Annotated in this window: 22 protein-coding genes and 1 pseudogene; 14 read left to right on the top strand and 9 right to left on the bottom strand. The window is 70.7% G+C overall.

From position 1 onward, the window contains the following. Positions 1 to 24 precede the first annotated feature (24 nt). From ACHUEU_RS04280 to aroD, 5 genes are all read left to right on the top strand, one after another. The gene (locus tag ACHUEU_RS04280) at positions 25 to 855 is read left to right on the top strand and encodes an HAD-IIA family hydrolase (RefSeq protein ID WP_394214660.1); all 831 of its coding nucleotides are present in this window, start codon (positions 25 to 27) and stop codon (positions 853 to 855) included. Positions 856 to 922: 67 nt separating this feature from the next. Then, complete coding sequence (aroC, locus tag ACHUEU_RS04275; protein WP_394214659.1) at positions 923 to 2,191, top strand: chorismate synthase; 1,269 nt, start codon at positions 923 to 925, stop codon at positions 2,189 to 2,191. After that, positions 2,188 to 2,730, top strand: a complete 543-nt coding sequence (locus tag ACHUEU_RS04270) for a shikimate kinase (RefSeq protein WP_394214658.1) — start codon at positions 2,188 to 2,190, stop codon at positions 2,728 to 2,730. Before aroC ends, ACHUEU_RS04270 begins: the two co-directional genes overlap by 4 nt. After that, positions 2,727 to 3,809, top strand: a complete 1,083-nt coding sequence (gene aroB, locus ACHUEU_RS04265; RefSeq protein WP_394214657.1) for a 3-dehydroquinate synthase — start codon at positions 2,727 to 2,729, stop codon at positions 3,807 to 3,809. Before ACHUEU_RS04270 ends, aroB begins: the two co-directional genes overlap by 4 nt. A 7-nt stretch (positions 3,810 to 3,816) precedes the next feature. After that, positions 3,817 to 4,692: a type I 3-dehydroquinate dehydratase gene (gene aroD, locus ACHUEU_RS04260; RefSeq protein ID WP_394214656.1), complete on the top strand. Its 876-nt coding sequence runs from the start codon at positions 3,817 to 3,819 to the stop codon at positions 4,690 to 4,692. Positions 4,693 to 4,737: 45 nt separating this feature from the next. Here the strand turns inward: aroD and ACHUEU_RS04255 are convergent, their stop codons facing one another. Then, a complete protein-coding gene (locus tag ACHUEU_RS04255; protein ID WP_394214655.1) occupies positions 4,738 to 5,682 on the bottom strand; it encodes a trimeric intracellular cation channel family protein in 945 nt (314 codons plus the stop codon). A gap of 76 nt (positions 5,683 to 5,758) precedes the next feature. Between ACHUEU_RS04255 and coaE the strand changes: the two genes are divergently transcribed. Both coaE and uvrB read left to right on the top strand, forming a co-directional pair. Next, a complete protein-coding gene (gene coaE, locus ACHUEU_RS04250) occupies positions 5,759 to 6,406 on the top strand; it encodes a dephospho-CoA kinase (RefSeq protein WP_394214654.1) in 648 nt (215 codons plus the stop codon). Positions 6,407 to 6,457: 51 nt separating this feature from the next. Continuing rightward, entirely contained in the window at positions 6,458 to 8,563 is a 2,106-nt protein-coding gene (uvrB, locus tag ACHUEU_RS04245; RefSeq protein WP_394214653.1) for an excinuclease ABC subunit UvrB, read from the top strand. A 64-nt stretch (positions 8,564 to 8,627) separates the two neighbouring features. Here the strand turns inward: uvrB and ACHUEU_RS04240 are convergent, their stop codons facing one another. From ACHUEU_RS04240 to ACHUEU_RS04215, 6 genes and pseudogenes are all read right to left on the bottom strand, one after another. After that, the gene (locus ACHUEU_RS04240) at positions 8,628 to 9,353 is read right to left on the bottom strand and encodes an amino acid ABC transporter ATP-binding protein (RefSeq protein WP_394214652.1); all 726 of its coding nucleotides are present in this window, start codon (positions 9,351 to 9,353) and stop codon (positions 8,628 to 8,630) included. Then, positions 9,350 to 10,021, bottom strand: coding sequence for an amino acid ABC transporter permease (locus ACHUEU_RS04235; RefSeq protein WP_394214651.1), 672 nt, complete (start codon positions 10,019 to 10,021; stop codon positions 9,350 to 9,352). Before ACHUEU_RS04235 ends, ACHUEU_RS04240 begins: the two co-directional genes overlap by 4 nt. Before the next feature lie 72 nt (positions 10,022 to 10,093). Then, positions 10,094 to 10,915, bottom strand: coding sequence for a transporter substrate-binding domain-containing protein (locus ACHUEU_RS04230; protein ID WP_394214650.1), 822 nt, complete (start codon positions 10,913 to 10,915; stop codon positions 10,094 to 10,096). Between the two features lie 226 nt (positions 10,916 to 11,141). Further along, positions 11,142 to 11,621, bottom strand: a complete 480-nt coding sequence (locus ACHUEU_RS04225) for an HNH endonuclease signature motif containing protein (RefSeq protein ID WP_394214796.1) — start codon at positions 11,619 to 11,621, stop codon at positions 11,142 to 11,144. A gap of 3 nt (positions 11,622 to 11,624) precedes the next feature. Beyond that, positions 11,625 to 12,563: pseudogene (locus ACHUEU_RS04220) on the bottom strand (DUF222 domain-containing protein); the annotation flags it as partial. Positions 12,564 to 12,851: 288 nt separating this feature from the next. Then, the gene (locus ACHUEU_RS04215; RefSeq protein ID WP_394214649.1) at positions 12,852 to 13,298 is read right to left on the bottom strand and encodes a pyrimidine dimer DNA glycosylase/endonuclease V; all 447 of its coding nucleotides are present in this window, start codon (positions 13,296 to 13,298) and stop codon (positions 12,852 to 12,854) included. A gap of 138 nt (positions 13,299 to 13,436) precedes the next feature. Between ACHUEU_RS04215 and ACHUEU_RS04210 the strand changes: the two genes are divergently transcribed. Then, positions 13,437 to 13,676, top strand: coding sequence for a hypothetical protein (locus ACHUEU_RS04210; protein WP_394214648.1), 240 nt, complete (start codon positions 13,437 to 13,439; stop codon positions 13,674 to 13,676). Here ACHUEU_RS04210 and ACHUEU_RS04205 read toward each other — a convergent pair. Together ACHUEU_RS04205 and ACHUEU_RS04200 are read right to left on the bottom strand one after the other, a co-directional pair. Then, entirely contained in the window at positions 13,651 to 15,393 is a 1,743-nt protein-coding gene (locus tag ACHUEU_RS04205; RefSeq protein WP_394214647.1) for a bifunctional 3'-5' exonuclease/DNA polymerase, read from the bottom strand. The genes ACHUEU_RS04210 and ACHUEU_RS04205 overlap by 26 nt on opposite strands. Continuing rightward, a complete protein-coding gene (locus tag ACHUEU_RS04200) occupies positions 15,390 to 16,067 on the bottom strand; it encodes an MBL fold metallo-hydrolase (RefSeq protein ID WP_394214646.1) in 678 nt (225 codons plus the stop codon). Before ACHUEU_RS04200 ends, ACHUEU_RS04205 begins: the two co-directional genes overlap by 4 nt. Positions 16,068 to 16,139: 72 nt before the next feature. Between ACHUEU_RS04200 and uvrA the strand changes: the two genes are divergently transcribed. From uvrA to gap, 6 genes are all read left to right on the top strand, one after another. Beyond that, on the top strand, positions 16,140 to 19,007 hold the full coding sequence (gene uvrA / locus ACHUEU_RS04195; protein WP_394214645.1) for an excinuclease ABC subunit UvrA: 2,868 nt from the start codon (positions 16,140 to 16,142) through the stop codon (positions 19,005 to 19,007). A gap of 7 nt (positions 19,008 to 19,014) precedes the next feature. Next, positions 19,015 to 20,961, top strand: a complete 1,947-nt coding sequence (gene uvrC, locus ACHUEU_RS04190) for an excinuclease ABC subunit UvrC (protein WP_394214644.1) — start codon at positions 19,015 to 19,017, stop codon at positions 20,959 to 20,961. Positions 20,962 to 21,002: 41 nt separating this feature from the next. Continuing rightward, positions 21,003 to 21,899, top strand: coding sequence for an RNase adapter RapZ (rapZ, locus tag ACHUEU_RS04185; RefSeq protein WP_394214643.1), 897 nt, complete (start codon positions 21,003 to 21,005; stop codon positions 21,897 to 21,899). Continuing rightward, complete coding sequence (locus ACHUEU_RS04180; RefSeq protein WP_394214642.1) at positions 21,896 to 23,023, top strand: gluconeogenesis factor YvcK family protein; 1,128 nt, start codon at positions 21,896 to 21,898, stop codon at positions 23,021 to 23,023. Before rapZ ends, ACHUEU_RS04180 begins: the two co-directional genes overlap by 4 nt. Next, entirely contained in the window at positions 23,007 to 24,005 is a 999-nt protein-coding gene (whiA, locus tag ACHUEU_RS04175) for a DNA-binding protein WhiA (RefSeq protein ID WP_394214641.1), read from the top strand. Before ACHUEU_RS04180 ends, whiA begins: the two co-directional genes overlap by 17 nt. Before the next feature lie 111 nt (positions 24,006 to 24,116). Next, a complete protein-coding gene (gene gap, locus ACHUEU_RS04170) occupies positions 24,117 to 25,121 on the top strand; it encodes a type I glyceraldehyde-3-phosphate dehydrogenase (RefSeq protein ID WP_394214640.1) in 1,005 nt (334 codons plus the stop codon). Positions 25,122 to 25,188: the final 67 nt, after the last annotated feature.

Below are 25,188 nucleotides of genomic sequence, written 5' to 3'. Positions count from 1 at the left end.
TGGCGGACACGGCACACTGGTTCCATGACCGCGACACTCGATGACCACCCGATCCACTCCTGGCTCACCGACATGGACGGAGTGCTGGTCCATGAGGAGGCCGCACTGCCCGGAGCCGCCGACTTCATCGCCGCCCTGCAGCGGTTCGGGCGTCCTTTCCTGGTGCTGACCAACAACTCGATCTTCACCCCGCGGGACCTGCGCGCTCGGCTGTCCCGCAGCGGGATCGATATTCCGGAGCAGTCCATCTGGACCAGTGCGCTGGCCACCGCACGGTTCCTGGCCGAGCAGAAGCCCGGCGCCGCCGCCTACGTCATCGGGGAGGCCGGCCTCACCAGTGCGATGCACGAGGAGGGGTTCATCCTCGCGGACTCCGACGTGGAGTTCGTGGTCCTGGGGGAGACCCGCACCTACTCCTTCGAGGCGATCACCCGGGCGATCCGTCTGATCACCGGCGGAGCGAAGTTCATCGCCACCAACCCGGACGTCTCCGGCCCCAGCGCCGAGGGTCCGATGCCGGCGACGGGGGCGGTCGCGGCGATGATCACGGCGGCCACCGGGATCCAGCCCTACTACATCGGCAAGCCCAATCCGCTGATGATGCGCACCGCGCTGAACCGGATCGGTGCCCACTCGGAGACCTCGATCATGATCGGGGACCGCATGGACACCGATGTGAAGTCCGGGCTCGAGGCCGGGATGCGGTCCGTGCTGGTGCTGACCGGCTCCACCCAGGAGGAGGAGATCACGCAGTACCCGTACCGGCCCACGGCGGTGCTGGACGGCATCGCCGATGTGGTCCCGCTGGTCGAGCAGCTCACCCCGGTCGAATCCGTGGAGCTGGACGAGGACTGACGCGGACCGGGGTCCCGGCCTCGGACGCCGGGACGGGGAGGCTGCGCCGCATGAGAGAATCGAGGCCATGTTGCGCTGGCTCACGGCCGGGGAATCCCATGGCCCCTCTCTCATCTCCCTGCTCGACGGCGTCCCCGCCGGTATCGAGCTGACCAGTGACGATCTGAAGGCGGCGCTGGCACGCCGCCGACTCGGCCACGGCCGCGGCAGTCGGCAGAAGTTCGAGCAGGACGTGCTGACGATCCACGGCGGGCTCCGCCACGGCCGCACCCTCGGCTCACCGCTGGCGATCGAGATCGCGAACTCGGAGTGGCCGAAGTGGGAGAAGGTGATGAGCGCCGATCCGGTCGCGCGGGAGGACCTCCTGATCGATGCCGGCACCGGCGACGAGCGCGAGATCGCCCGCAACCGGGCGCTCTCCCGTCCTCGTCCCGGCCACGCCGATCTCTCGGGGATGCTGAAGTACGGCTTCGACGAGGCCCGACCGATCCTCGAACGCGCCAGCGCCCGCGAGACCGCCGCCCGGGTCGTCGCCGGCAGGGTCGCCGCCGCGCTGCTCGAGCAGGCCGCCGGCATCCGGCTGGTCGCCCACACTCTGCAGGTCGGTGGGGTGCGGGTGCCCGAGGATGCGGACCTGCCCACCCCGGAGGACCTCGAGGCGCTGGACGCCGATCCGCTGCGCTGCTTCCACCGTGAGACCTCGGCCGCGATGGTCGCGGAGGTCGACGCCGCCAAGGCCGACGGCGACACCCTCGGCGGCGTGGTCGAGGTCCTCGCCTACGGCGCCCCCGTCGGACTCGGCTCCCATATCCAGTGGGACCGCCGCCTGGACGGCCGGCTCGCCCAGGCGATCATGTCCATCCAGGCGATGAAGGCCGTCGAGATCGGGGACGGCTTCGCCACCGCCGGTCGTCGCGGCTCCGCGGCCCACGACGAGATCCTCGCCGTCGACGAGACCCAGTCCGGGACCGGTTCACCCTCCTCGGGGACCTACCCGCGCGTGACCAACCGCGCCGGCGGGATCGAGGGCGGCATGACCAATGGCCAGGTCATCCGGGTGCGCGGTGCCCTGAAGCCGATCTCCACGGTGCCCCGTGCGCTGCGCACCGTCGACGTCTCCACCGGTGAGCAGACCACCGCCAACCACCAGCGCTCCGACACCTGCGCCGTCGCCCCGGCGGCGGTGATCGCCGAGGCCGTGGTCGCGCTGACACTCGCCGACGCCCTGCTGGAGAAGACCGGCGGCGATTCCGTGGCCGAGATCCGAGCCCACCTGGAGGGGACCCAGGCTCTGCAGTCGGCGCTGACCGACCGCCGTCCGGACCCCGCTCCGTGACCGGCCCCCTCGCGATCCTCATCGGTCCGATGGCCGCGGGGAAGACCAGCGTCGGCCGCGCCCTCGCCTCCCGGCTCGAGGTCCCCTTCGCGGACCTCGACGCCCTGATCGTGGAGACCGATGGCCGCACCATCCCCGAGATCTTCGCCGCGGACGGGGAGGCCGGCTTCCGTGAGCTCGAGGCCGCGACCCTCGCCCGGGCGCTGCACGAGCACCCCGGGGTGCTGTCCCTCGGCGGCGGTGCCCCGCTGCACCCCGTCTCCCGGGAACTGCTGCAGGGTGCGCCGGTGATCTGGCTCGACGTCGATGAGGCCATCGCCGCCCGCCGGATCGCGCACGGCACGGGCCGCCCGTTGCTGTCGGGCGAGGACCCGATGTCCCGCTGGCGGGAGCTGGCCGTGCAGCGCGCCCCCTGCTACCGCGAGCTGGCGGCGCTCCGCATCGATTCCGGCCACGGCACCCCGGCCCGGGTCGCCCGCTCCATCCTCCGCGTCCTGCGCGACGATCCCACGCCCCACCCCGAGAAGGAGATCTCATGAGCACGACGGTCATTCCCGTGACCACCCCGACCGGCGGCTACGACGTGCACGTCGGTCGTGGTCTGCTCGCCGACCTCCCCGCCTTCGTGCCCGCACGCGTGCGACGCATCGTCATCGTGCACCAGCCGAGCCTGCGCGACGTCGCGGAGCAGGTGCGCAGCGCGATCGCCGAGACCGGCCGGCAGGCCTTCGCCGCCGAGATCCCCGACGGTGAGGAGGCGAAGACCGCCCAGGTCGCCGGTTTCCTCTGGGGAGTCTGCGGGCAGGCCGAGATCGGCCGCAGCGACCTGGTGGTGGGTCTGGGCGGCGGGGCCGCGACGGATCTGGCCGGCTTCGTCGCCGCGTCCTGGCTGCGCGGGATCGACGTCCTCCAGGTGCCCACCACGGTCGCCGCCATGGTCGACGCGGCCGTGGGCGGCAAGACCGGCATCAACACCGCCGAGGGCAAGAACCTCGTCGGCGCCTTCCACCCGCCGGTCGCCGTGGTCGCGGATCTCGACGTGCTGGGCACCCTCGGCGCGCACGACATCGCCGCCGGTCTCGCCGAAGCGGTCAAGGCGGGCTTCATCGAGGACGCGCGCATCCTGGACATCCTCGAGCAGGATCCCGCGGCAGCCCTCGACGTCACCACGGCGCAGTTCCGCGAGGTCATCGAGCGAGCGATCCGGGTCAAGGCCCGGGTGGTCTCGGCCGATCTGCGAGAGGCGGGGGAGCGCGAGATCCTCAACTACGGCCACACGCTCGCCCACGCCATCGAGCGCAATGAGCGCTACCAGTGGCGTCACGGCGCCGCGGTGAGCATCGGCATGATGTTCGCCGCCGAGATCTCGCACCTGTCGGGCAAGCTCTCCGAGGCCGAGGTCGATCGCCACCGCGAGATCCTCACCTCGCTGGGCCTGCCCACCACCTACCGTGATCGACAGTGGCCGAAGCTCGAGGACGCCATGAAGCGGGACAAGAAGACCCGCGCCGGTCTGCTGCGCTTCGTGGTGCTGGATCGGATCGGGAAGGTCTCCCGCATCGAGGGGCCCGACCCCGCCCTGCTGCTGTCCGCCTACGCCGCGATCACCGAGGAGTGAGCACCCCATGAACGACGAGCACCCCGACCACGACGCGACCCCCGCCGAAACCGCCGCAACCGAGGCCGCCGCGGTGCCGGAGACCGATGCGCGCCGACGCACGGCGACGGTGCGCGGGATCGAGCTGGGCAGGGCCCGGCCCGAGATCATCGTCCCGCTGGTCGGCTCCGAGACCGAGGAGCTGCTCGCCCAGGCCGATGCCGCGGTCAGCACCCCGGCCCGGATCCTGGAGTGGCGGCTGGACCGCTTCCGGACCGACCTCGAGGACATCGGCGAGCATCGCGAGGCGGTGCTGGCCGCGCTGCCCGCGCTGCGTGCGCGCCTGGGCCCGGACCGGGCGCTGCTGGTGACCTTCCGCACCGCCGCCGAGGGCGGCGCCCGCCCGATCGCGGATCGCGACCTGGGGATCCTGCTCGAATCCCTGATCGCGCTCCGCCGCGCCGGCACCCAGTCCCCGGTCGACCTGGTCGACATCGAGACCTCCCGTGCACCGGCGACGGTCGCTCGCGTCATCTCCGCCGCCCACCGTCACGGCACGGTGGTCGTCGGCTCCTTCCACGACATGGAGTCGACCCCGGCCGAGGCGGAGCTGGTGGAGATCCTGCGTGCCCAGCGACGGCTCGGCGCGGATGTCCCGAAGATCGCGGTCACGCCCCGCGGCCCCCGCGACGTCCTCACCCTGCTCTCGGCCAGCCTGACCGCCGCCGAGGATCTCTCGGGCCCCCATATCGCGATCAGCATGGGCCCGCTGGGGTCCAGCAGCCGCGTCGCCGCCGAGACCTTCGCCAGCGCCGCCACCTTCGCGACGGTCGGCGAGGGATCCGCGCCGGGCCAGCTGCGGGCACAGGACGTCGCGGGGATGCTCGAGCTGCTGCGGCCCTGATCCCGACCCGGGGCCACGCGGCGGGTCGCTGGACCCGGGCGCGGCTCAGCGGCTCTCGCCCGCCGGATCCTCGTGGTCCGCCGGGTCGTCGCCGGACGGGCCGGGGTCCGGCGCCCGCTGCTCATGCTGCTGCCCGTGCTCGGGGGAGCCGGGCAGCTCCTCGGCCGCGGAGGCCTCGAAGACGCGATCCTCATAGCGCGCCGCGTCGAGATCCTCCGCGGCCGCATCATCGGCGAGGTCGTCGCTGTCGGGATCGATCACGGGGATCGTGCCGGTCTCCAGGGCGACGCGCTCACGCTCGCGCTTGCGGGTGCGGCGCACCAGGCGCTTGAGCTGCGCGGCGGACATCGTCACCTGCCACTCGCTGTGGCCGGGCAGCGTCCAGCGCCGCCACGCCGCGACCCCGGCGAGCAGCGAGCCGACGGCCACGGCGATCAGCACCAACGGAGAGGGCAGGCCCAGAGCCACCACCGCCCAGGTGAGGACTGCGGTGACCAGCGCACCGGTCGCGTACAGCGGGCCGCCCCCGAAGATCGCGGGGATCCGCCCCACCAGCACGTCACGGATCACCCCGCCGCCCACCGCGCTGGTGATGCCGAGCAGGATCGCCGGCAGCACGTCCAGCCCGTAGCCGAGGGACTTCGCGGTGCCGGTGGCCGCCCACAGCCCCATCGCGGCGATGTCCAGCACGGACACCAGGCGCCGCCACCAGGCGCCGTCCGCGGCGATGACGAAGGTGAAGCCGGCGCCGCCCAGCGCACAGGCGAGATACCACGGATCCGCGAACGCTGCGGGGATGCCGAAGTCGAGGACCAGGTCACGCACGATCCCGCCACCGAGACCGGCGATGATGCCGATGACCGCGAAACCGACCGCATCGAAGTTCAGCCGGGAGGCCAGCGCACCGGCCGCGACCCCCATCACGAACACGCCCAGCAGGTCCATGACGCGCAGCACGTCATTGGTGATCAGCAGTTCGAGAGGGTCCACCCCGATACGGTACGACCCCGGCGTCACCAGCGGGAACCTTCGCGTGATGGCTCTTACGGGGCCGTACCATCGAGGCATGCCCCACGTCACCGCACCGCTGCGGCTCGGCCTCACCGGCGGGATCGGCTCCGGGAAGTCCACCGTCGCCGATCTCTGGCGCCGCGCCGGGCATCGCGTGATCGATCTCGACGCCCACTCCCGCAGGGTCCTGGACCTGCCCGGGGACGGGGTCGAGGAGGCCGTCGCCCGTTTCGGCGAGCAGTTCCGCACCCCCGGCGGCAGCATCGACCGCGCCGCCCTGGCCCGCCTGGTGTTCGCCGACGGCGATGCGCGAGCGGACCTCGAACGCATCGTCCTGTCCCGGGTGGACATCGCCGTCGCCGCCGAGGAGGCGGAGGCGGCCCGGGCAGGGGAGCGGGTGGTCGTCCACGACAGCCCCCTGCTGCTCGAGAAGCACCACGAGGCCGACTATCGGGGGGTCGTCGCCGTGCTCGCCCGGCGCGAGGACCGCATCGACCGGGTGGTCCGGGACCGCGGCAAGGACCGCGCCTACGTCGAATCGATCATGGCCGCACAGGTCACCGACCTCGAGCGGATCCGCCGCGCCGATCGTCTGGTGCTGAACACCGCTGATCGGGAGACGCTCGCCGGCCGCGCCCTCCATGCCCTCGACATGATGCTCGCCGTGCTCGGGGCCGGTCCCGGGGATTCCGCCCTGCGCTGAGGACGCCGCAAGGCTGTGTCGCCCGTCGGCCGGGGGTCGTAGGCTCGGCACATGCGTCCCGTCACCGATCTGGTCCGCGCCGAACATCCCTTCGAGGTCGTCTCCGAGTACCACCCCTCGGGCGATCAGCCCACCGCCATCGCCGACCTCACCCGGCGGATCAACGACGGCGAGCAGGATGTGGTGCTGCTGGGCGCCACCGGCACCGGCAAGTCGGCGACCACGGCCTGGCTGATCGAGCAGGTGCAGCGGCCCACCCTGATCATGGCGCACAACAAGACCCTCGCCGCCCAGCTCGCCAGCGAGTTCCGCGAGCTGCTGCCGCACAATGCGGTGGAGTACTTCGTCTCCTACTACGACTACTACCAGCCCGAGGCGTACGTCCCGCAGTCGGACACCTACATCGAGAAGGACTCCTCGATCAACGCCGAGGTGGAGCGGCTGCGCCACAGCGCCACCAACTCGCTGCTGACCCGCCGTGACGTGGTGGTGGTCTCCTCCGTCTCCTGCATCTACGGCCTGGGCACCCCGCAGGAGTACGTGGACCGGATGGTGCAGCTGCGCACCGGCCAGGAGCTGGACCGCGACGAGCTGCTGACCCGCTTCGTGGACATGCAGTACGACCGCAACGACGTGGCCTTCGAGCGCGGCACCTTCCGGGTGCGCGGAGACACCGTGGAGATCATCCCGATGTACGAGGAGCTCGCGATACGCATCGAGTTCTTCGGCGACGAGATCGACGCGATCTTCACCCTGCATCCGATGACCGGGGAGGTGATCCGGCAGGAGGAGCACATCCACATCTTCCCCGCCTCCCACTACGTGGCCGGCCCCGAGCGGCTCTCCCGCGCGATCGGCACCATCGAGATCGAGCTCGCCGAGCGGCTGGAGGAGCTCGAGCACCAGAACCAGCTGCTCGAGGCGCAGCGGCTGCGGATGCGCACCACCCACGACCTCGAGATGCTGCGCCAGATGGGCTCCACCAACGGGGTGGAGAACTACTCCCGCCATCTGGACGGACGCGAGCCCGGCACCGCGCCGAACACGCTCATGGACTACTTCCCCGAGGACTTCCTGCTGGTCATCGACGAGTCGCACGTGACCGTCCCGCAGATCGGGGCGATGTACGAGGGGGACCGCTCCCGCAAGCGCACCCTGGTCGACTTCGGCTTCCGCCTGCCCTCGGCGCTGGACAACCGGCCGCTGACCTTCTCCGAGTTCACCGAGCGCACCGGCCAGACCGTCTACCTCTCCGCCACCCCGGCCGACTACGAGCTGGGCCGGGCCGACGGCTACGTCGAGCAGATCATCCGCCCGACGGGCCTGGTCGACCCCGAGGTCATCGTCAAGCCCGTCAAGGGACAGATCGACGATCTGCGCGAGGAGATCGAGAAGCGGGTCCAGCGCAACGAGCGCGTGCTGGTCACCACGCTCACCAAGCGCATGGCCGAGGACCTCACCGACTTCCTGCTGGAGAACGGGGTGCGGGTGCAGTACCTGCACTCCGACGTGGACACGCTGCGCCGCATCGAGCTGCTGCGCTCGCTGCGCCTGGGGGAGTTCGACGTGCTGGTGGGCATCAACCTGCTGCGCGAGGGCCTGGATCTGCCCGAGGTGTCGCTGGTGGCGATCCTCGATGCGGACAAGGAGGGCTTCCTGCGCTCCCGCACCTCCCTGATCCAGACCATCGGCCGCGCCGCCCGCAACGTCTCCGGCCAGGTGCACATGTACGCCGACCGGATCACCGATTCGATGCAGTCCGCGATCGATGAGACCAACCGTCGCCGCGAGAAGCAGATCGCGTACAACGAGGAGAACGGGATCGACCCCACCCCGCTGCGCAAACGGATCGCGGACGTCACCGACATGCTGGCCCGCGAGGACATCGACACCGACACCCTGATGGCCACCGACTACCGCTCCGGCAAGGAGCGGGTGGCCGCCGACAGGGCGCGCTCGAACGCCGTCGACGCGGTCAAGGGCCGCAGCGTGGACCTGGGGGATGATCCGGTGGGCGCGCTGACCGGCATGATCGACGAGATGACCGCGCAGATGTACCAGGCCGCCGAGACCCTCCAGTTCGAGGTCGCCGGCCGGCTGCGCGACGAGGTGCAGGAGCTGAAGAAGGAGCTGCGGGCGGTGCAGCGCTCGAGCTGAACGACGATCCCGTGGGAGCTCCGCGCGGGTCCGCAAGGGGCCCGCGCAGCGCCCGGGTGATGCCTCAGAGGATCTTTTCCAGGAACGCCTGCGTGCGCGTCTCCTGCGGGTGGTCGAAGACCGTTGCCGGGACCCCTTCCTCCACGATCCTGCCCTCGTCCATGAAGATCAGCCGGTCGCCGACCTCGCGGGCGAAGCCCATCTCGTGGGTGACCACCACCATGGTCATGCCCTCCAGGGCGAGATCCTTCATCACCGCGAGCACCTCGCCCACCAGCTCCGGGTCGAGGGCGGAGGTCGGCTCGTCGAACAGCATGATCTTCGGCTCCATCGCGAGCGCCCGGGCGATCGCCACACGCTGCTGCTGGCCGCCGGAGAGCCGGCTCGGATACTCCAGCTCCTTGTCCGACAGGCCGACCTTGCGGAGCAGGGCTCGGGCCCGCTCACGTGCCGTGTCCGTGCCCAGACGGCGCACCATCTGCGGTGCGAGCATGATGTTCTCGATCACGGTCTTGTGCGGGAAGAGGTTGAACTGCTGGAACACCATGCCGATCTCGGCACGCATGGTGTCGATCTTGAGCTTGGGGTCGGTCAGTCGGTGACCGTCCACCACCACCTCGCCGCTGGTGATCTCCTCCAGCCGATTCATGCAGCGCAGCAAGGTGCTCTTGCCCGACCCGGACGGTCCGATCACGCAGACCACCTCGCCGTCGTCGACGGAGAGGTCGATGGAGGTGAGGACCTCGTTCGTCCCGAACGACTTGTGCAGGTCGTGGATGTCGATGATCATGCCTGGAGCTCCAGACGCTTCTCGGTCAGGCGCAGCACGCCGGACAGGGTCAGTGTGATCGCCAGGTAGCAGACGGCCACGGCCGTGTAGATCTCCACCGCATTGAACTGGTTCGAGGCGATGGTCCGGGCCTGGAACAGCAGCTCGGGCACGAGGATCACCGACAGCAGCGAGGTGTCCTTGATGCTGATGATGAACTGGTTGCCCAGGGGCGGGATCATCCGCTTGAACGCCTGTGGCCAGATCACCTTGCGCATGGTGACGTGGTGGCTCATGCCGAGGGATCGGCCCGCCTCCATCTGTCCCTTGTCGATGGACTGGACGGCACCGCGGACGATCTCGGCGATGTAGGCGCCGGAGTTGACGCCGATCACGATGATGCCGGCGAGCACGGATGGCAGCGTGTACTGGATGATCAGCGGCAGGGCGAAGAACAACCAGATCGCCTGCACCAGCAGGGGGGTTCCGCGCACCACTTCGATGTAGGCGGTGGCGATCCAGTTGACCACCGTGAACCGGCTCAGGCGCGCGAGTCCGAAGATCGCGCCCAGCACGAACCCGATCACCAGCCCGACGACGGAGATCAGCAGCGTGAACAGCATGCCCACGCCGAGCTGGGGCAGGAAGTCGAGGACGCCGATCCAGTCGAAGTCCAGCAGGGTCCTCATTCGGCACTCACCTTCTCCTCCGGGTGAGCCGTGCCGGCCCACCCGTGCATGTTCAGGTTCATCCGTGGAGGGTCAGCTGACCTGGGACTCAGCCAGCTCGTCCAGCCATTCCGGCTCGCTGCCGAACCACTCCTGGTAGATCTCGGAGTAGGTGCCGTCCTCGATCATCTCGGCGAGCGCCTCGTTCATCGCCGTGAGCAGGTCCTCGTTCCCCTGGGAGACGGCGAGTCCGTAGTCCTGGGCCTCGAGCAGCTCACCGACGATCTTCAGGCTGTCGCCGCCGGTGGTCTTGATGTAGTACTCCACGTTCGGGGCGTCGTACAGCACCGCGTCCGACCCGCCGCCCTCGACCGACAGGTACGCCTGGTCGAGCTGCTCGTAGGTGTTCGGCGTCGCACCGTCGATGTTGTTCTCGATGTAGTCGGCGCTGGTGGATCCGAGCCGGGTGGCGATGGTCAGGCCCTCGAGGTCCTCCACGCCGGTGATGCTGGTGTCGTCGGCCGGGACGCCGATGCGCAGACCCGACTTGTAGTACGGGCTGGTGAAGTCCACGACCTCGGCACGATCCTCGGTGATCGTGATGCCGGCGATCGCGATGTCGAAGGTCCCGGTCTGCAGGCCGGGGATGATCCCGTCGAAATTGGTGGTCTCCAGCTCGATCTCGAATCCGGATCGGTCAGCGATCTCGTTGACGATGTCGATGTCGAAGCCGACGTACTCGCCGTCCTCCTTGAACTCGAAGGGCACGAACGAGGTGTCGGTGGCGACGACGTACGTGTCCTGCAGGCCGCCGCTGCTCTCCTCGGCCGAGCCGCCGCAGGCGGCCAGAGTGCCTGCCAGCAGAAGTGTCGTCGATACTGCCGCAACGGTCTTGAATCGCTTGATCAGGTTCACGGAGAGCCTTTCTGGGGAGCCAGTTTCGTATCCGGAGTCGTCATCGACACGCGAGATCGTGAAATGCGCGTGCTGGCGACGCTAGGGCGCGTGGTCGGGGGAGTCAATAATTCGACGCATATCCAGAGAAGTGTTCTCCAACCGTGATGTGGCGGCGCTTCGCCCGACGGTGAGAACGTGCCCCGCGGCGCCAGCAGCCAGGGCGTGGTGGTCGACCGCTCGAGGATCAGGCAGCCCGCTCCACGACTGCTCGGCAGAGCGCGTCCACACAGTCGGCGAGTCGGAAGCCGGCTCCGCCGGTGGTGGCGGCGATGCGGTCGGACCGTTCGCCGACCGGGCCAGGACCGTCGTCGGAGGCACCGGAGGCGGGGACAGAGGCGGAGGCAGAGGCCGTGGACCGCACCTCGGCGTCCGGGGCATCCGGGAGGTGTCGCAGGGCAAGCTGTTCGAGCAGCGCCGGCCAGCGGGCCGTCACGGGACGGCCGGACTCGTCGAGGACGTCGAAGCGAGGGTCGGACGGCGTGGCCCGGTCCAGGGCCGGGACGAGCCGGAGACCGCCCTCGTGGACCAGCACATGGTGACGACGGCACAGCAGCGCCAACCCCTCGATGTCCGTTGCACCGCCCTGTGACCACGGGGTGGTGTGGTGAGCATCGAGATGACGACTCTGATGGCAGCCCGGGAAGCTGCAGACGCCGTCGCGCAGCCGCAGGGCACGGCGCTGGGCGGGAGAGGCGAGCCGGCGGGACCGGCCCAGATGCAGGGCCTCCCCTCCGTCATCGGTGATCAGCAGAGCAACCTTCCCGGTGGAAGCGAGGCGCTCGGCAGTGTGCACCTCCAATGGCCTCTGGCCGACCACCCCACAGCGCTCGGACCTTCCCGCGGAAACGTCGACGGTGGGAGGCCCAGCGGCCCCGAGCGTTCCCGCGGGAACGCCGGCGGTGAGCGAGTCCGCGCTGACCTGGACGACGACCAGGTGGCGACCCTCGCCGGAACGGTCATCGGGCTCGGCATCGAGGTAGGTCCGGGCGAGGTCGTGCAGTGCATCGGCTCGTCGCTGCTCCAGCGTCGGCGTCGTGGTGGTCTGCGCGGCCTCCGTGACGAGCCGGGTCGGGTCGTCGTGAGCATCTGTCTCCTCGGTCGGCCCGGGGGCAGATCGGAGCGCGGCATCCTCCTCGCTCCCCGACGGGTCGTGGCCGTCGCGATCCAGTGCGAGGTCCAGCGCAGTGACCACCTCGGCGCCCATCTCCGCGGGGAGCTCGGCACGGATCTCCACCATGCCGTCCTCGCGGGTCTGTCACCGTGCCTCACGGACAGCGTCCTGACCGAGACGACTGCCGTCGACGGCGCGGAACGAGGAGATGACCCTGGCGAGCTGGGAGGCGGTCATGGCGCGGGCCATCTCCACCAGCTGGGCCTCCTCGACCCGGTCGGCCACCCGGGTGATCTCGCGGACCTTGGAGTAGGACAGCCTCCCGGCCCGGAACTCTGCGACGGTCAGCGGCATCGTCGGGAGCGTTCGCGCCACCCGCACGTGCTCGCGGGCGGTGCCCGGAGTCATCGAGCAGGCCCACGCCAGCCAGTGGGCGGTCGACTTGAGGCCGACGAACCAGCCCACCCCGGCGCGCTCGTCGAAGTCGGCGACCATGAGCAGCAGCTTGCAGGTGGCCTCGGCGATCACCGCCGCCTGCTGTTGGATCCGCTCGCCCAGCTCCTCGGCCTGCGGGCGGTCGGGGCGCGGGCGGACGATGCGCCCATCGGGTCTCTCCGGCAATGGCGTGATGGTCATGAGGGGGTCTCCCTGCGACGGCTCCTGTGACGTCCGGTACCAGCCCATCACCGGGCACCGACAGACGAGAGACCGGTGTCGCATGATGTGCACGGATGGAGGGTGGGGGGCATCCGTCGGAGCTGTCCGGTCGGGCAGAGGTCGTCCTCACCCGGGTGCGCGCTCCCACGGCTCGACCGGGCCCGGCACCACCGTGAACAGCGGATGAGGGTCGGGGCCCGCGAGGAGGAGCTCTCGCTGCCAGCGCTCGGGGCTGCGGTGCTCGAGCTTTGTGAGCAGATGCCTCCATTCGAGGGTGAGCTGCCCGTCGGTGACGGGGATCTGCGCAGTTACCGCTCCATCGGCGGGGGAGCGGTCGATCCTCGAGCGATCGAACCGGTATCCGCGCGCCGTGGCCTGCTCGGCCAGGACGGAGAGGTAGAAGCCGACGGCGGCGAGCGGCTCGTCCTGCGCGCGGAACCGCTCGAGCTGGGGGTGGGCGCGGTAGCCGTTCGTGCGTCCGGCGAGCACGGCCTGGGCCAGCAGGGACTCGCGCCAGCAGCCCGTGAGGCCTTGACGGTCGAGGTGACGGGGGTGCAGTGACCACAGGCGCATCCACTCATCATGCCGGACGGGCATCCCTCCCGCGAGGGTGCGGCGTCGACGAGGATCAGCCGTGCTGACGACGATCGTCGGTGCACACCGGGTGGTGCGGTCGATACCGTCGGACCACGCCGGAAAGCACTCCGGCGGGTGTCCTCCGCCGCGGTCCCGGTCGTGGTCGGCGGCATCATCGCCGGCTCGGACGCCGCGAGCATCTGGCTCGACCGCGGCCTGGAGGGACTGCTGCGCCGACGGGGCGTGCCCGCTCCTCGGGTGGTGATGGGTCTCGCCTACGGGGGGCTGTCCCTCGCGGTGGCCGCGCTCGACAGCCGTGATCCGCAGGAGCCCGCTCAGCCCGCGGAGCCTACTTCTCCGCCGAGCGCTCGCTGATCTCCAGATCCAAGGGGAAGTCGATCGCGCTGCCGGGGAACAGCAGTCGCCCGGCCGCATCGGCGGCTTCGCGGATCGCTGTCGCCGCGGCCTCGGCCTGCTCTGCGGGGGCGTGGACGATCACCTCGTCATGGAGGAAGAACGCCAGATGCGCCCGACGGGAGAACACCGGCCCGGACGCCACGGCCGCGGCCGACTCCGGCACCTCCGCGAAGCGTGCGAGCCGCAGCCGCAGCGCCGCCATCCAGGACAGCGCCCATTCGGCCGCCGTGCCCTGGACCACGAAGTTCCGGGTGAACCTGCCCCGCTCCCGGGCGGAGCGTCGCGCCGCCTCCTGCTGACCGGCCGAGGCATCGACCTGGTTCGCAGCACGCTGCGCCTGTGCCCACGACTCCTCGAGCGCAGGGGAGGAGCGGCCCAGCCAGGTGGTCACCGTCCCCCCGCGCTCCCCGGTCGCGGCCGCCCCGTCGACCAGCGCCATCGCGGCAGGGAAGGTCCGCCGCAGCCGCGGCACCACCCGTGCGCTGTCCCCGGTGGTGCCGCCGTACAGCGCGCCGAGCACCCCGATCTTCGCCTCCTGCCGGGTCTGCACGATCCCCGCCTCGACGATCCCGGCGTAGAGGTCCTTCCCGGCACCCGCGGCGATCATCGTGGGGTCACCGGACATCGCCGCGAGCACCCGTGGCTCCAGCTGGGAGACGTCGGCGCTGATCAGGCGCCAGTCCGCATCGGCGCGCAGCGCCGGTCGCAGCTGCCGGGGAAGCTGCAGCGCCCCGCCGCCGCTGGAGGCCCAGCGTCCGGTGACCACCCCGCCCGGCACGTACACGGGCCGGTACCTGCCCTCGTGCACCCATTCATCCAGCCAGGTCCAGCCGTTCGCGGTGAGCAGGCGCGACATCTTCTTGTACCGCAGCAGCGGCTCGATCGCCGGGTGCTCGTGCTGCTGCAGCTCCCACTGCGAGGTGGAGGGGACGTCGATCCCGGAGCGGTGCAGGGCGCGCAGCAGCTTCGGCGGGGACTCCAGCGGCACCAGCGGGTCACCGAGCGCGGCGCGCACCTCGGCGCCGGCGGCCACCATCTTCGACGGCGGGGTGCCGGGGGAGGGGCGCGGCCCGAGCGCGGCGGTGAGGATCCGGTCGTGCTCGGCCACATCCCACGGGATCCCGGCCGCCTGCAGCTCGGCCGCGATCAGCGCCCCGGCCGATTCGGCGGCGACCAGCAGGCGCAGCCGCGCCGGGTCCTCCGCCCCGGCGATCGCGGTGCGCTGCCGGGCGTGCTCGGCCAGCGTCTCCTCGAGGTCGGAGGGCACACCGCCGGAGCGCGGGGACGTCGCCGCGAGGTCGAACAGCGTCGCTCCCGTATCCCGCACGGGCGCCTGGGGGTCCAGCGGGGTGTCCCACACGTCGGCCGCGCGCAGCGCCTCCGCGTCGTGCACGAGCGCCGAGTGGCGCAGGATCCGGTGCACCAGCCGCAGGTCGTGGCAGCGCTGGACCCTCACCCCGGCCGCGAGCAGCCGCGGATACCAGGCCGCCGCATCGCTGAACACCCAGCGCGGGGAGTGCTCCGCCTCCCACCGGGCGACGAGCGAGGGGAGACCGTCGGCCCCGGTCTCCTCGTCCTCGAGCCGCCCGCCGTCCGCATCCAGTGCGAGCAGACGGGTACGCCCGCCGTCACCGCGACCGAGGACGCACCACGTCGGTGACGGGGGAGCGGTCACCAGCCCCGCTCGCGCCAGGCCGGCAGTGAGGCCCGCTCCGCGCCGAGGGTGGTGTCGTCCCCGTGCCCGGGATACACCCAGGTCTCGTCCCCGAGGCGGTCGAAGAGCCGCTGCTCGACGTCGTCGATCAGCTGCGCGAAGCGCTGGGGGTCCTGGTCCGTGTTGCCCACCCCGCCCGGGAACAGGGAGTCGCCGGTGAAGAGGTGGTCGCCCTCGTCCCCGGCGCGCAGCAGCACCGCGATCGAGCCGGGGGTGTGGCCGCGCAGATGGATGATCTCGACCTGCTGCGCGCCGAACTCGAGCACATCGCCATGCACCAGGGGCACGTCGATCCGCTCCGTGATCTCCTTGGCGTCGGCCTCGCCGGCGGCGGTGCGGGCACCGGTGGCCGCCATCATCTCCGCGAGCGCGCCCACGTGGTCGTGGTGGCTGTGCGTGGTGACGATGAGATGGAGTCCGTTGTGCTCCCCACCCGCGGCGACCATGCGACGCAGCGCGTCGGTGTCCGCTGCGGCGTCGATCAGCAGCTGCGCCCGACTCGACCGGCAGGTCAGCAGATAGGCGTTGTTGTTCATCGGCCCCACGGAGAGCTTGCGGATCTGCACGTGGCGCAGGTCCCGCACCATCGGCTCGTCGCCGGGCTCGACATGTCCGGTGTACTCGTGATCGCTCATGGACCCAGTATGTCGCCCACCTCTCCTCCGAACAACTGTTCGAAGGCCGGGTTCCACCTCTAGGATGGCCCGGTGAGTGAATCCCTGGTCGTCCGTGGTGCGCGCGAGCACAACCTCAAAAACATCGATATCGACATCCCCCGCAACAAGCTGGTGGTGTTCTCCGGGCTCTCCGGTTCCGGGAAGAGCTCCCTGGCCTTCGACACCATCTTCGCCGAGGGACAGCGCCGGTACGTGGAGTCGCTGTCCGCCTACGCCCGGCAGTTCCTGGGCCAGATGGACAAGCCCTCCGTCGACCTCATCGAGGGGCTCTCCCCGGCGGTCTCGATCGATCAGAAGTCGACCAACCGCAACCCGCGCTCCACCGTCGGCACCATCACCGAGATCTACGACTACCTGCGCCTGCTGTTCTCCCGCACCGGCGAGCAGCACTGCCCGATCTGCGGCGAGCTGGTTAGCTCCTCCTCCGCGGAGCAGATCGTCGACACCCTGCTCGGCGAGGAGCCCGGCACCCGCTTCCAGCTGCTGGCCCCCGTGGTCCAGGGTCGCAAGGGCGAGCACGTGGACCTCCTGAGCTCACTGCGCTCCCAGGGCTTCGCCCGTGCCCGGATCGATGGGAAGAACCGTCGGCTCGACGAGGAGATCACCCTCGACAAGAAGTTCAAGCACACCGTCGAGGTGGTCGTGGACCGGCTGGCCGCGAAGCCGGACTCCCGGCGCCGGCTCACCGACTCGGTGGAGACCGCGCTGCGGCTCGCCGAGGGGATCCTGTCGGTGGACTTCGTGGACCTGGATGAGGATGATCCGGGCCGCACGCGCCGCTTCTCCGAGAAGCGCGCCTGCCCGAACGGTCATCCGCTGGCGATCGATGACATCGAGCCGCGCACCTTCTCCTTCAACGCCCCCTACGGCGCCTGCCCGGAGTGCACGGGCCTGGGCCAGCGGCTCGAGGTCGATCCCGAGCTGGTGATCCCCGACGAGGACCTGTCGCTGGCCGAGGGGGCGATCGCCCCCTGGGCCATGGGCCACACCGACCGCCACCTCGAGGTGATGGCCGGCCTCGCCGAGGAGCTCAGCTTCTCCATGGACGCTCCGTGGCGAGCGCTGCCGCAGCGCGCCCAGGAAGCGCTGCTGCACGGCAAGGACCACCAGGTCCATGTGAAGTACCGCAATCGCTTCGGCCGCGAGCGCACCTACTCCACCGGCTTCGAGGGCGTCATGCACTTCCTCGAGCGTCGCCACAACGACACCGAATCGAACTGGGCCAAGGAGCGCTACGAGCAGTTCATGCGCGAGGTGCCGTGCCCCGCCTGCCGGGGCGCGCGCCTGCGCCCCGAGGTGCTCGCGGTCACCGTGGGCGGTCGCTCCATCGCCGAGGTCACCGAGATGTCGATCCGGGAGGCCTTCGCCTTCCACGAGGGCCTCGAGCTCGGGGAGCGGGAGGCGAAGATCGCCGATGAGGTGCTGCGCGAGATCCGCTCCCGGCTCGGCTTCCTGCTCGACGTGGGACTGGATTACCTCAATCTCGCGCGGGCCGCCGGCACCCTGTCCGGCGGCGAGGCCCAGCGCATCCGGCTCGCCACCCAGATCGGCTCCGGCCTGGTGGGTGTGCTGTACGTGCTCGACGAGCCCTCGATCGGACTGCACCAGCGGGACAACGCCCGGCTCATCGGCACGCTCGAGCGGCTGCGCGACCTCGGCAACACCCTGATCGTGGTCGAGCACGACGAGGACACGCTGAACTCCGCCGACTGGGTGGTGGACATCGGCCCCCTGGCCGGTGAGCACGGCGGCCGGGTGGTGCATTCCGGCGCGGTCGCCGACCTCAAGCGCAACCCCGACAGCCTGACCGGCCGCTACCTCTCCGGCGAGCTGGAGATCCCGCTGCCGCCGGAGCGCCGGGCGGTCGACGAGGAGCGGATGCTCACCGTCGTCGGTCCCCGCGCGAACAACCTCGCCGGGCAGGACGTCTCCTTCCCGCTCGGGGTGCTCACCGCGATCACCGGCGTCTCCGGTTCCGGGAAGTCCTCGCTCGTCAACGACATCCTGTTCTCGGTGCTCGCCAAGGAGCTCAACCGGGCCCGCATCGTGCCCGGCCGCCACAAGCGGGTCACCGGGCTCGAGCACCTCGACAAGGTGGTGCACGTGGACCAGTCGCCCATCGGCCGCACCCCGCGCTCGAACCCCGCCACCTACACCGGTGTGTGGGACCGGGTGCGCACCCTGTTCGCCCAGACCAACGAGGCGAAGATCCGGGGCTACACCGCGGGGCGCTTCTCCTTCAACGTCAAGGGCGGCCGCTGCGAGGCCTGCTCCGGCGACGGCACGCTGAAGATCGAGATGAACTTCCTGCCGGACGTGTACGTCCAGTGCGAGGTCTGCCACGGCCAGCGATACAACCGCGAGACCCTCGAGGTGACGTTCAAGGACAAGAACGTCGCCGAGGTGCTCGACATGTCGATCGCCGAGGCGCTGGTGTTCTTCGATGCGGTCCCCGCGATCCGCCGCCAGATGCAGACCCTGGTGGACGTGGGTCTCGGCTACGTCAAGCTCGGCCAGTCCGCGACCACCCTCTCCGGTGGCGAGGCGCAGCGCGTCAAGCTCTCCTCTGAGCTGCACAAGCGCTCCAACGGACGCACCATCTACGTGCTGGACGAACCCACCACGGGCCTGCACTTCGAGGACGTCCGCAAACTGCTGGAGGTGCTGAACGGGCTGGTGGACAAGGGCAACACGGTGCTGGTGATCGAGCACAACCTCGATGTCATCAAGACCGCCGACCACGTCATCGACCTCGGCCCCGAGGGGGGCTCCGGCGGCGGGCGGATCGTCGCCACCGGCACCCCCGAGCAGGTCGCCGAGACGCCCGGCTCCTATACCGGCCACTTCCTCGCCCCGATGCTGACCGCCGGACGAGCGGGACTGTCCGGGACGCGGTGAGCTGCTGATGGCCGATCCCGCGACCTACCGCCCCGCCACCGGCACCATCCCCGCCCGCCCGGGGGTGTACCGGTTCCGGGACGAGCACGGCCGCGTCATCTACGTGGGCAAGGCGAAGAACCTCCGCCAGCGCCTGGTGAACTACTTCCAGGACCTCGCCGTCCTGCACGAGCGGACCCGGCGGATGGTCACGACCGCCGCGAGCGTCGAGTGGACCGTGGTGGGCACGGAGGTCGAGGCGCTCACCCTGGAGTACACCTGGATCAAGGAGTTCGATCCGCGGTTCAACGTCAAGTTCCGCGACGACAAGTCCTACCCGTACCTGGTGATCACGATGGGGGAGACGGTGCCGCGGGTGCACATCACCCGCCGGCCCCGTGCCAAGGGGGACCGCGTCTTCGGGCCCTACCCGCAGGTGGGCGCGATCCGAGAGACCCTCGATCTGATGCTGCGGGTGTTCCCGATCCGCTCCTGCACCGCCGGGGTGTACCGCCGCGCCGAGCGTTCCGGGCGGCCCTGCCTGCTGGGTTTCATCGGCAAGTGCGCCGCCCCCTGCGTGGGGGACATCTCCGAGGAGGAGCACCGGAGGCTGGCCGAGCAGTTCGCCGATTTCATGGCCGGCAACACCTCGACCTACATCCGCCGCATCGAACGGCAGATGAAGGCCGCGGCCGCCGCGATGGACTTTGAGACCGCCGCGAGCCTGCGCGATGACCTGCGGGCGCTGGAGAAAGTGATGGAGAAGAACTCCGTCGTGCTCTCCGACGCGACCGACGCCGATCTCATCGGCTTCGCCCAGGACGAGCTCGAGGCCTCCGTGCAGGTCTTCCACGTGCGCGGAGGCCGGATCCGCGGCCAGCGGGGATGGACCGCCGAGATCCTCGACGAGTCCACCGCTCCGGACCTCATCGAGCGCGCGCTGACCACCCTGTACTCCGAGGGGACGGCGCCCAAGGAGGTGCTGGTCCCGGTGCTGCCGACGAACCGGGCGCAGGTCCAGGAGCTGATGGGGGCGCGAGTCGACCTGCGGGTCCCGCAGCGCGGCGAGAAGAAGGATCTGCTGCTGACCGTCGGCGAGAACGCGACCGAGGCCCTGCGCCTGCATCGCCTGAAGCGCACCGGCGACCTCACCGCCCGCACCAAGGCGCTCGAGGACCTGGGGGAGGCGCTCGACCTCGCGGAGCCGCCGCTGCGCATCGAGTGCTTCGACATCTCCCATTCCTCGGGCACCAACGTCGTGGGGTCCCAGGTGGTGTTCGAGGACGGCCTGCCCAGGAAGAGCGAGTACCGCCGCTACTCCGTCAGCGGCGGGGCCGCCCGCGACGACACCGCCTCGATGTACGACGTCATCAGCCGCCGGCTGAGGCATCATCTGGATCCACCGGAGGCGTCCGACGAGGACCGGCGGCGCTTCGCCTACCCGCCCTCCCTGCTGCTGGTCGACGGCGGCCCGCCCCAGGTCGCCGCCGCCCAGCAGGCCATGGACGACCTCGGCATCACCGACATCGCCCTGGCCGGGATCGCCAAGCGTCTCGAGGAGATCTGGCTGCCCGGGGACGAGTACCCGGTGATCCTGCCGCGCACCAGCGAGGCGCTGTTCCTCGTCCAGCGGCTGCGGGACGAGGCCCATCGCTTCGCGATCGCCTACCACCGCTCCAAGCGGGGCCGCGCCATGCAGGCCAGCGCCCTGGACGGCATCCCCGGGCTGGGGCCCGTCCGTCGGCGCGCCCTGCTGGACCGCTTCGTGACCGTCTCCGCGATCCGGGAGGCGAGCGAGGAGGAGCTGGCCGCGGTCGACGGGATCGGGCCCGCGTTGGCCGCGCAGATCGCGCTCGCGCTACGATCCGAGGAGGGGAGCGCAGCGAAGGCGAACACGGAGACGGACACCGTCATCGAGGATGCGGCGCTCGGCGTCGCCGTGAACACGGCGACCGGCGAGATCATCGACCCCTGACCATCCCACCGCCTGCTGCCCCTGTCCTGGAAGGAGCGCCCGTGACCGAGGACCGAACACCCGGCCCGAGCACCGACACCCGTGGCGACGTCGTCATCATCACCGGCCTCGCCGGAGCCGGGCGCGAGACCGCCGCCCACGCCCTGGAGGACATGGGCTGGTACGTCGTCTACAACATCGCCCCCCAGCTGATCGGCACGCTCTACGACCTGCGTGCCACCGCCGTGGGCCGGGAGAACCGCTTCGCTGTGGTGGTCGACCCGCGCTCCGGTCCGTTCTTCAACGAGCTCACCGACGTGGTGGCCGAGCTGCGCAAGGCCGATCTGCGGCTGCGCCTGCTCTTCCTCACCGCCGATGAGTCGACCCTGGTGCGCCGCTTCGATTCGGTGCGCCGCCCCCACCCGCTGCAGGGCGAGGAGGGCGTGCTCGAGGGCATCCGTCGGGAGCGGGAGATGCTCGCCCCGTACCGCCGGATGGCGGACCTGGTGGTGGACACCTCCCCGCTGAACGTGCATCAGCTGACCATGAAGATGCGCACCGTCTTCGGCACCAGCGAGGAGCAGCAGCTGACGGTGACCATGCTGTCCTTCGGGTTCAAGTACGGGATCCCGCTCGAGGCCGACCACGTCAGCGACGTCCGCTTCATCCCCAACCCCTACTGGGTGCCCGCGCTGAGACCGAAGCGCGGCACGGATCCCGAGGTCGCCGACTACGTGCTGGGCGATGCCAATGCGGGGGAGTTCGTGCGCCGCTACCTCGAGATGATCACGCCCGTGCTGCGGGGCTACAGCGCCGAGAACAAGCACTTCACCACCCTTGCGGTCGGCTGCACCGGCGGCAAGCACCGCAGCGTCGCGGTCTCCGAGAAGATCGGCGAGGAGCTGCGCAGGGCCGGCCACGCCGTCCGGATCCGTCACCGCGATCTGGGGCGAGAATGAGCATCGCCCCCCGTTCCGGCGGCTTCCGTCTGCGCGGCGCGGACCGCTCCGCCAGTGCCCGGCGCGGCCGCCGCGGCGACCCCCAGCGACCGCTGCGGGTGGTCGCACTCGGCGGCGGGCACGGCCTCGCCGCGAACCTGCGCGCACTGCGGCTGCTGGCCGACGACATCACCGCGGTGGTCACCGTCGCGGACAACGGCGGCTCCTCCGGCCGGATCCGCACCGAGATGCCGGTGCTGCCGCCCGGCGACCTGCGCATGGCGCTCGCGGCGCTGTGCGAGGACTCCGACTGGGGCTCGATCTGGGGTGACGTCATCCAGCACCGCTTCGCCACCGAGGGGGAGCTCGACGGGCACGCCCTGGGCAATCTCCTGATCGTCGCGCTGTGGCAGATCCTCGAGGACCCCATCGAAGGCCTGGACCAGATGGCCGAGCTGCTCGGCGCGCGCGGCCGCGTGCTGCCGATGGCGCTGGACCCCCTGGACATCGAGGCCCACGTGCGCGGGGCCGACGGCGAGCTGCGCACGGTCTCCGGGCAGTGGCAGGTGGCCACCGCCGAGGGCCGCGTCGAGGACGTGCGCCTGATCCCCGAGCGTCCACGGGTCCCGCAGGACGTCATCGACGCCCTGGGCCGGGCCGACTGGATCATCGTCGGCCCCGGCTCCTGGTACACCTCCGTGCTCCCGCACCTGATGATCCCGGAGATCGCCGAGGCGATCCGGACCAGCCCGGGACGGGTCTGCATCACCACGAACCTCTCGGTGGGGGCGCAGGAAGCGGAGGGCATGACCAGCCAGGACATGCTCGAGGTGCTGGTGAACGCCTCGCAGGGATGCCGCTTCGACGCGCTGCTCGCGGACCCGACCACGCTCGAGGACGCCCTGGACCTCGCGGAGGATGCCCGCTCCCGCGGTATCAGGACGCTCCTGCGCCAGGTGAGCGTGGGGGACGGCACGCCCCATCACGACCCGGTCCGCCTCGCCGCCGCGTACCGTGATCTCTTCGACGATGCCTACGGCGACGTCGAACCCGAGCACGAGGGGACCGCGCTCGGGACAGCGGGGGCCGCGGCGGCTCCCGCGACGACGAGGACCGAGGAGGACACGCATGGCTCTCACGGGTGAGGCGAAGGAGGAGCTGAGCCATCTCGAGGTGAACCGCCCTTCCGCCCGCAAGGCCGAGGCGGCGGCGATGCTCCGCTTCGCCGGCGGACTGCACCTGGTGGCGGGCCGGGTGGTGGTCGAGGCCGAGCTCGACTCCGCAGCGGTCGCCCGCCGTCTGCACGGGATCATCGCCGACATGTACGGGCACCGCGCCGATCTGGCCGTCCTCGCCCCGTCCGGGATCCGGCGCACCACGCGCTTCATCGTCCGGGTCGACCGGGAGGGTGGGATGCTCGCGCGGCAGACCGGTCTGCTGGACGCGCGCGGCCGCCCGGTGCGCGGGATGCCGCCGTTCGTGGTCGGCGGAGCCTCGGTCGACGCGGAGGCCGCCTGGCGCGGTGCCTTCCTCGCCCGGGGCACGCTCACCGAGCCGGGGCGTTCCTCGGCACTGGAGCTGTCCTGCCCGGGGCCCGAGGTCGCGCTGGCGATGGTGGGCGCCGCCCGCCGCCTGGGCGTCGCCTCGAAGGCCCGTGAGGCCCGCGGGACCGACCGGGTGGTGCTGCGCGACGGTGAAGCGATCTCGATGCTGCTGGCGCGCATGGGGGCCCCGGAGACCGTGAAGATCTGGGAGGAGCGACGCACCAAGCGCGAGGTGAAGGCCACCGCCCACCGACTGGCCAACTTCGACGACGCGAACCTGCGACGCTCCGCTCGGGCCGCAGTGGCCGCGGGACAGCGGGTCCAGCGCGCGCTGGAGATCCTCGGCGACGAGGTGCCCGAGCATCTCCAGGCCGCGGGCAGCCTCCGCCTGGAGCACCGCCAGTCGAGCCTGGAGGAGCTCGGCCGCCTGGCGGACCCGCCGCTGACGAAGGATGCCGTGGCGGGCCGGATCCGGCGCCTGCTGGCGACCGCGGACAAGCGCGCGGAGGAGCTCGGCGTCCCGGGGACCGACCAAGGGGTGGACGAGGAGCGGCTCCCGCCGTCACCGGACCCCGGTCATTGATAGGATCGTGGCGGCCGTCGGGTGAGACCGGCGGCGTCCGAGCGTACGAGGGCGTGCGCGCCATGTCAGTACCGGAATTTCACAGCATCGCTGTGGATCGAGGAGGAACCCTTGACAGTCAAGGTTGGTATCAACGGATTCGGCCGCATCGGCCGGAACTTCCTGCGCGCAGCTCTCGAGCAGAAGGCGGACATCCAGATCGTGGGTGTGAACGACCTCACGGACAACGCCGCGCTCGCGAACCTCATCAAGTTCGACTCCATCGGCGGCGTGCTGCCCGACGAGGTCTCGCACGACGCGGACTCGATCACCGTCGGCGACAACACCTTCAAGGCGTACGCCGAGCGCGACCCGAAGAACATCCCCTGGGGAGAGATCGGCGCGGACGTCGTCATCGAGTCCACCGGCATCTTCACCGACGCCGAGAAGGCCAAGGCCCACCTCGAGGCCGGCGCCAAGAAGGTCATCGTCTCCGCTCCGGCGAAGAATGAGGACGCGACCTTCGTGATCGGTGTGAACGAGGGCGACTACGACCCGGCGAAGCACCACATCGTCTCCAACGCCTCCTGCACCACCAACAGCCTCGCCCCGGTGGCGAAGGTGCTCAACGACGAGTTCGGCATCGTCAAGGGCCTGATGACCACGGTCCACGCCTACACCTCGGACCAGATGCTGCACGACGGCCCGCACAAGGATCCCCGCCGTGCCCGTGCCGCCGCGCTGAACATCGTCCCCACCACCACCGGTGCGGCCAAGGCCGTGGCGCTGGTGATGCCGGAGCTCAAGGGCAAGCTGGACGGCTACTCGCTGCGCGTCCCGGTCCCCACCGGTTCGATCACCGACCTCACCTTCGAGGCCTCGCGCGAGGTCACCGCCGAGGAGGTCAACGCCGCCCTGAAGCAGGCCGCCGAGGGCCCGCTCAAGGGCGTCCTGCGCTACACCGAGGACCCGATCGTCTCCAAGGACATCGAGGGCGACCCCCACTCCGGGATCATCGACGGCCAGCTGACCAAGGTCATCGGCAACATGGTGAAGGTCTTCTCCTGGTACGACAACGAGTGGGGCTTCTCGAACCGGCTCGTCGAGCTCTCGCAGCTCGTCGGCAAGTCCCTCTGATCCCGGAGTCGTCGCAGGACGACCAGGACCGACCTGGAGCCCGCCGGTCGCCGCCCCGAAGGGTCGG

The sequence above is a fragment of the Brachybacterium vulturis genome, assembly GCF_043641765.1.
Taxonomy (GTDB): domain Bacteria; phylum Actinomycetota; class Actinomycetes; order Actinomycetales; family Dermabacteraceae; genus Brachybacterium; species Brachybacterium vulturis_A.
The sequence above is the reverse complement of the archived record's forward strand: the minus strand, read 5'-3'. Positions and strand labels throughout refer to the sequence as shown.

What these genes read in the sequence shown, in the direction of transcription:
- ACHUEU_RS04280 (WP_394214660.1), top strand. Translation starts at nt 25, where the DNA reads ATGACCGCGACACTCGATGACCACCCGATCCACTCCTGGCTCACCGAC.
- aroC (WP_394214659.1), top strand. Translation starts at nt 923, where the DNA reads ATGTTGCGCTGGCTCACGGCCGGGGAATCCCATGGCCCCTCTCTCATC.
- aroB (WP_394214657.1), top strand. Translation starts at nt 2,727, where the DNA reads ATGAGCACGACGGTCATTCCCGTGACCACCCCGACCGGCGGCTACGAC.
- aroD (WP_394214656.1), top strand. Translation starts at nt 3,817, where the DNA reads ATGAACGACGAGCACCCCGACCACGACGCGACCCCCGCCGAAACCGCC.
- coaE (WP_394214654.1), top strand. Translation starts at nt 5,759, where the DNA reads ATGCCCCACGTCACCGCACCGCTGCGGCTCGGCCTCACCGGCGGGATC.
- uvrB (WP_394214653.1), top strand. Translation starts at nt 6,458, where the DNA reads ATGCGTCCCGTCACCGATCTGGTCCGCGCCGAACATCCCTTCGAGGTC.
- ACHUEU_RS04240 (WP_394214652.1), bottom strand. Translation starts at nt 9,353, where the DNA reads ATGATCATCGACATCCACGACCTGCACAAGTCGTTCGGGACGAACGAG.
- ACHUEU_RS04235 (WP_394214651.1), bottom strand. Translation starts at nt 10,021, where the DNA reads ATGAGGACCCTGCTGGACTTCGACTGGATCGGCGTCCTCGACTTCCTG.
- ACHUEU_RS04215 (WP_394214649.1), bottom strand. Translation starts at nt 13,298, where the DNA reads ATGCGCCTGTGGTCACTGCACCCCCGTCACCTCGACCGTCAAGGCCTC.
- ACHUEU_RS04200 (WP_394214646.1), bottom strand. Translation starts at nt 16,067, where the DNA reads ATGAGCGATCACGAGTACACCGGACATGTCGAGCCCGGCGACGAGCCG.
- uvrC (WP_394214644.1), top strand. Translation starts at nt 19,015, where the DNA reads ATGGCCGATCCCGCGACCTACCGCCCCGCCACCGGCACCATCCCCGCC.
- ACHUEU_RS04180 (WP_394214642.1), top strand. Translation starts at nt 21,896, where the DNA reads ATGAGCATCGCCCCCCGTTCCGGCGGCTTCCGTCTGCGCGGCGCGGAC.
- whiA (WP_394214641.1), top strand. Translation starts at nt 23,007, where the DNA reads ATGGCTCTCACGGGTGAGGCGAAGGAGGAGCTGAGCCATCTCGAGGTG.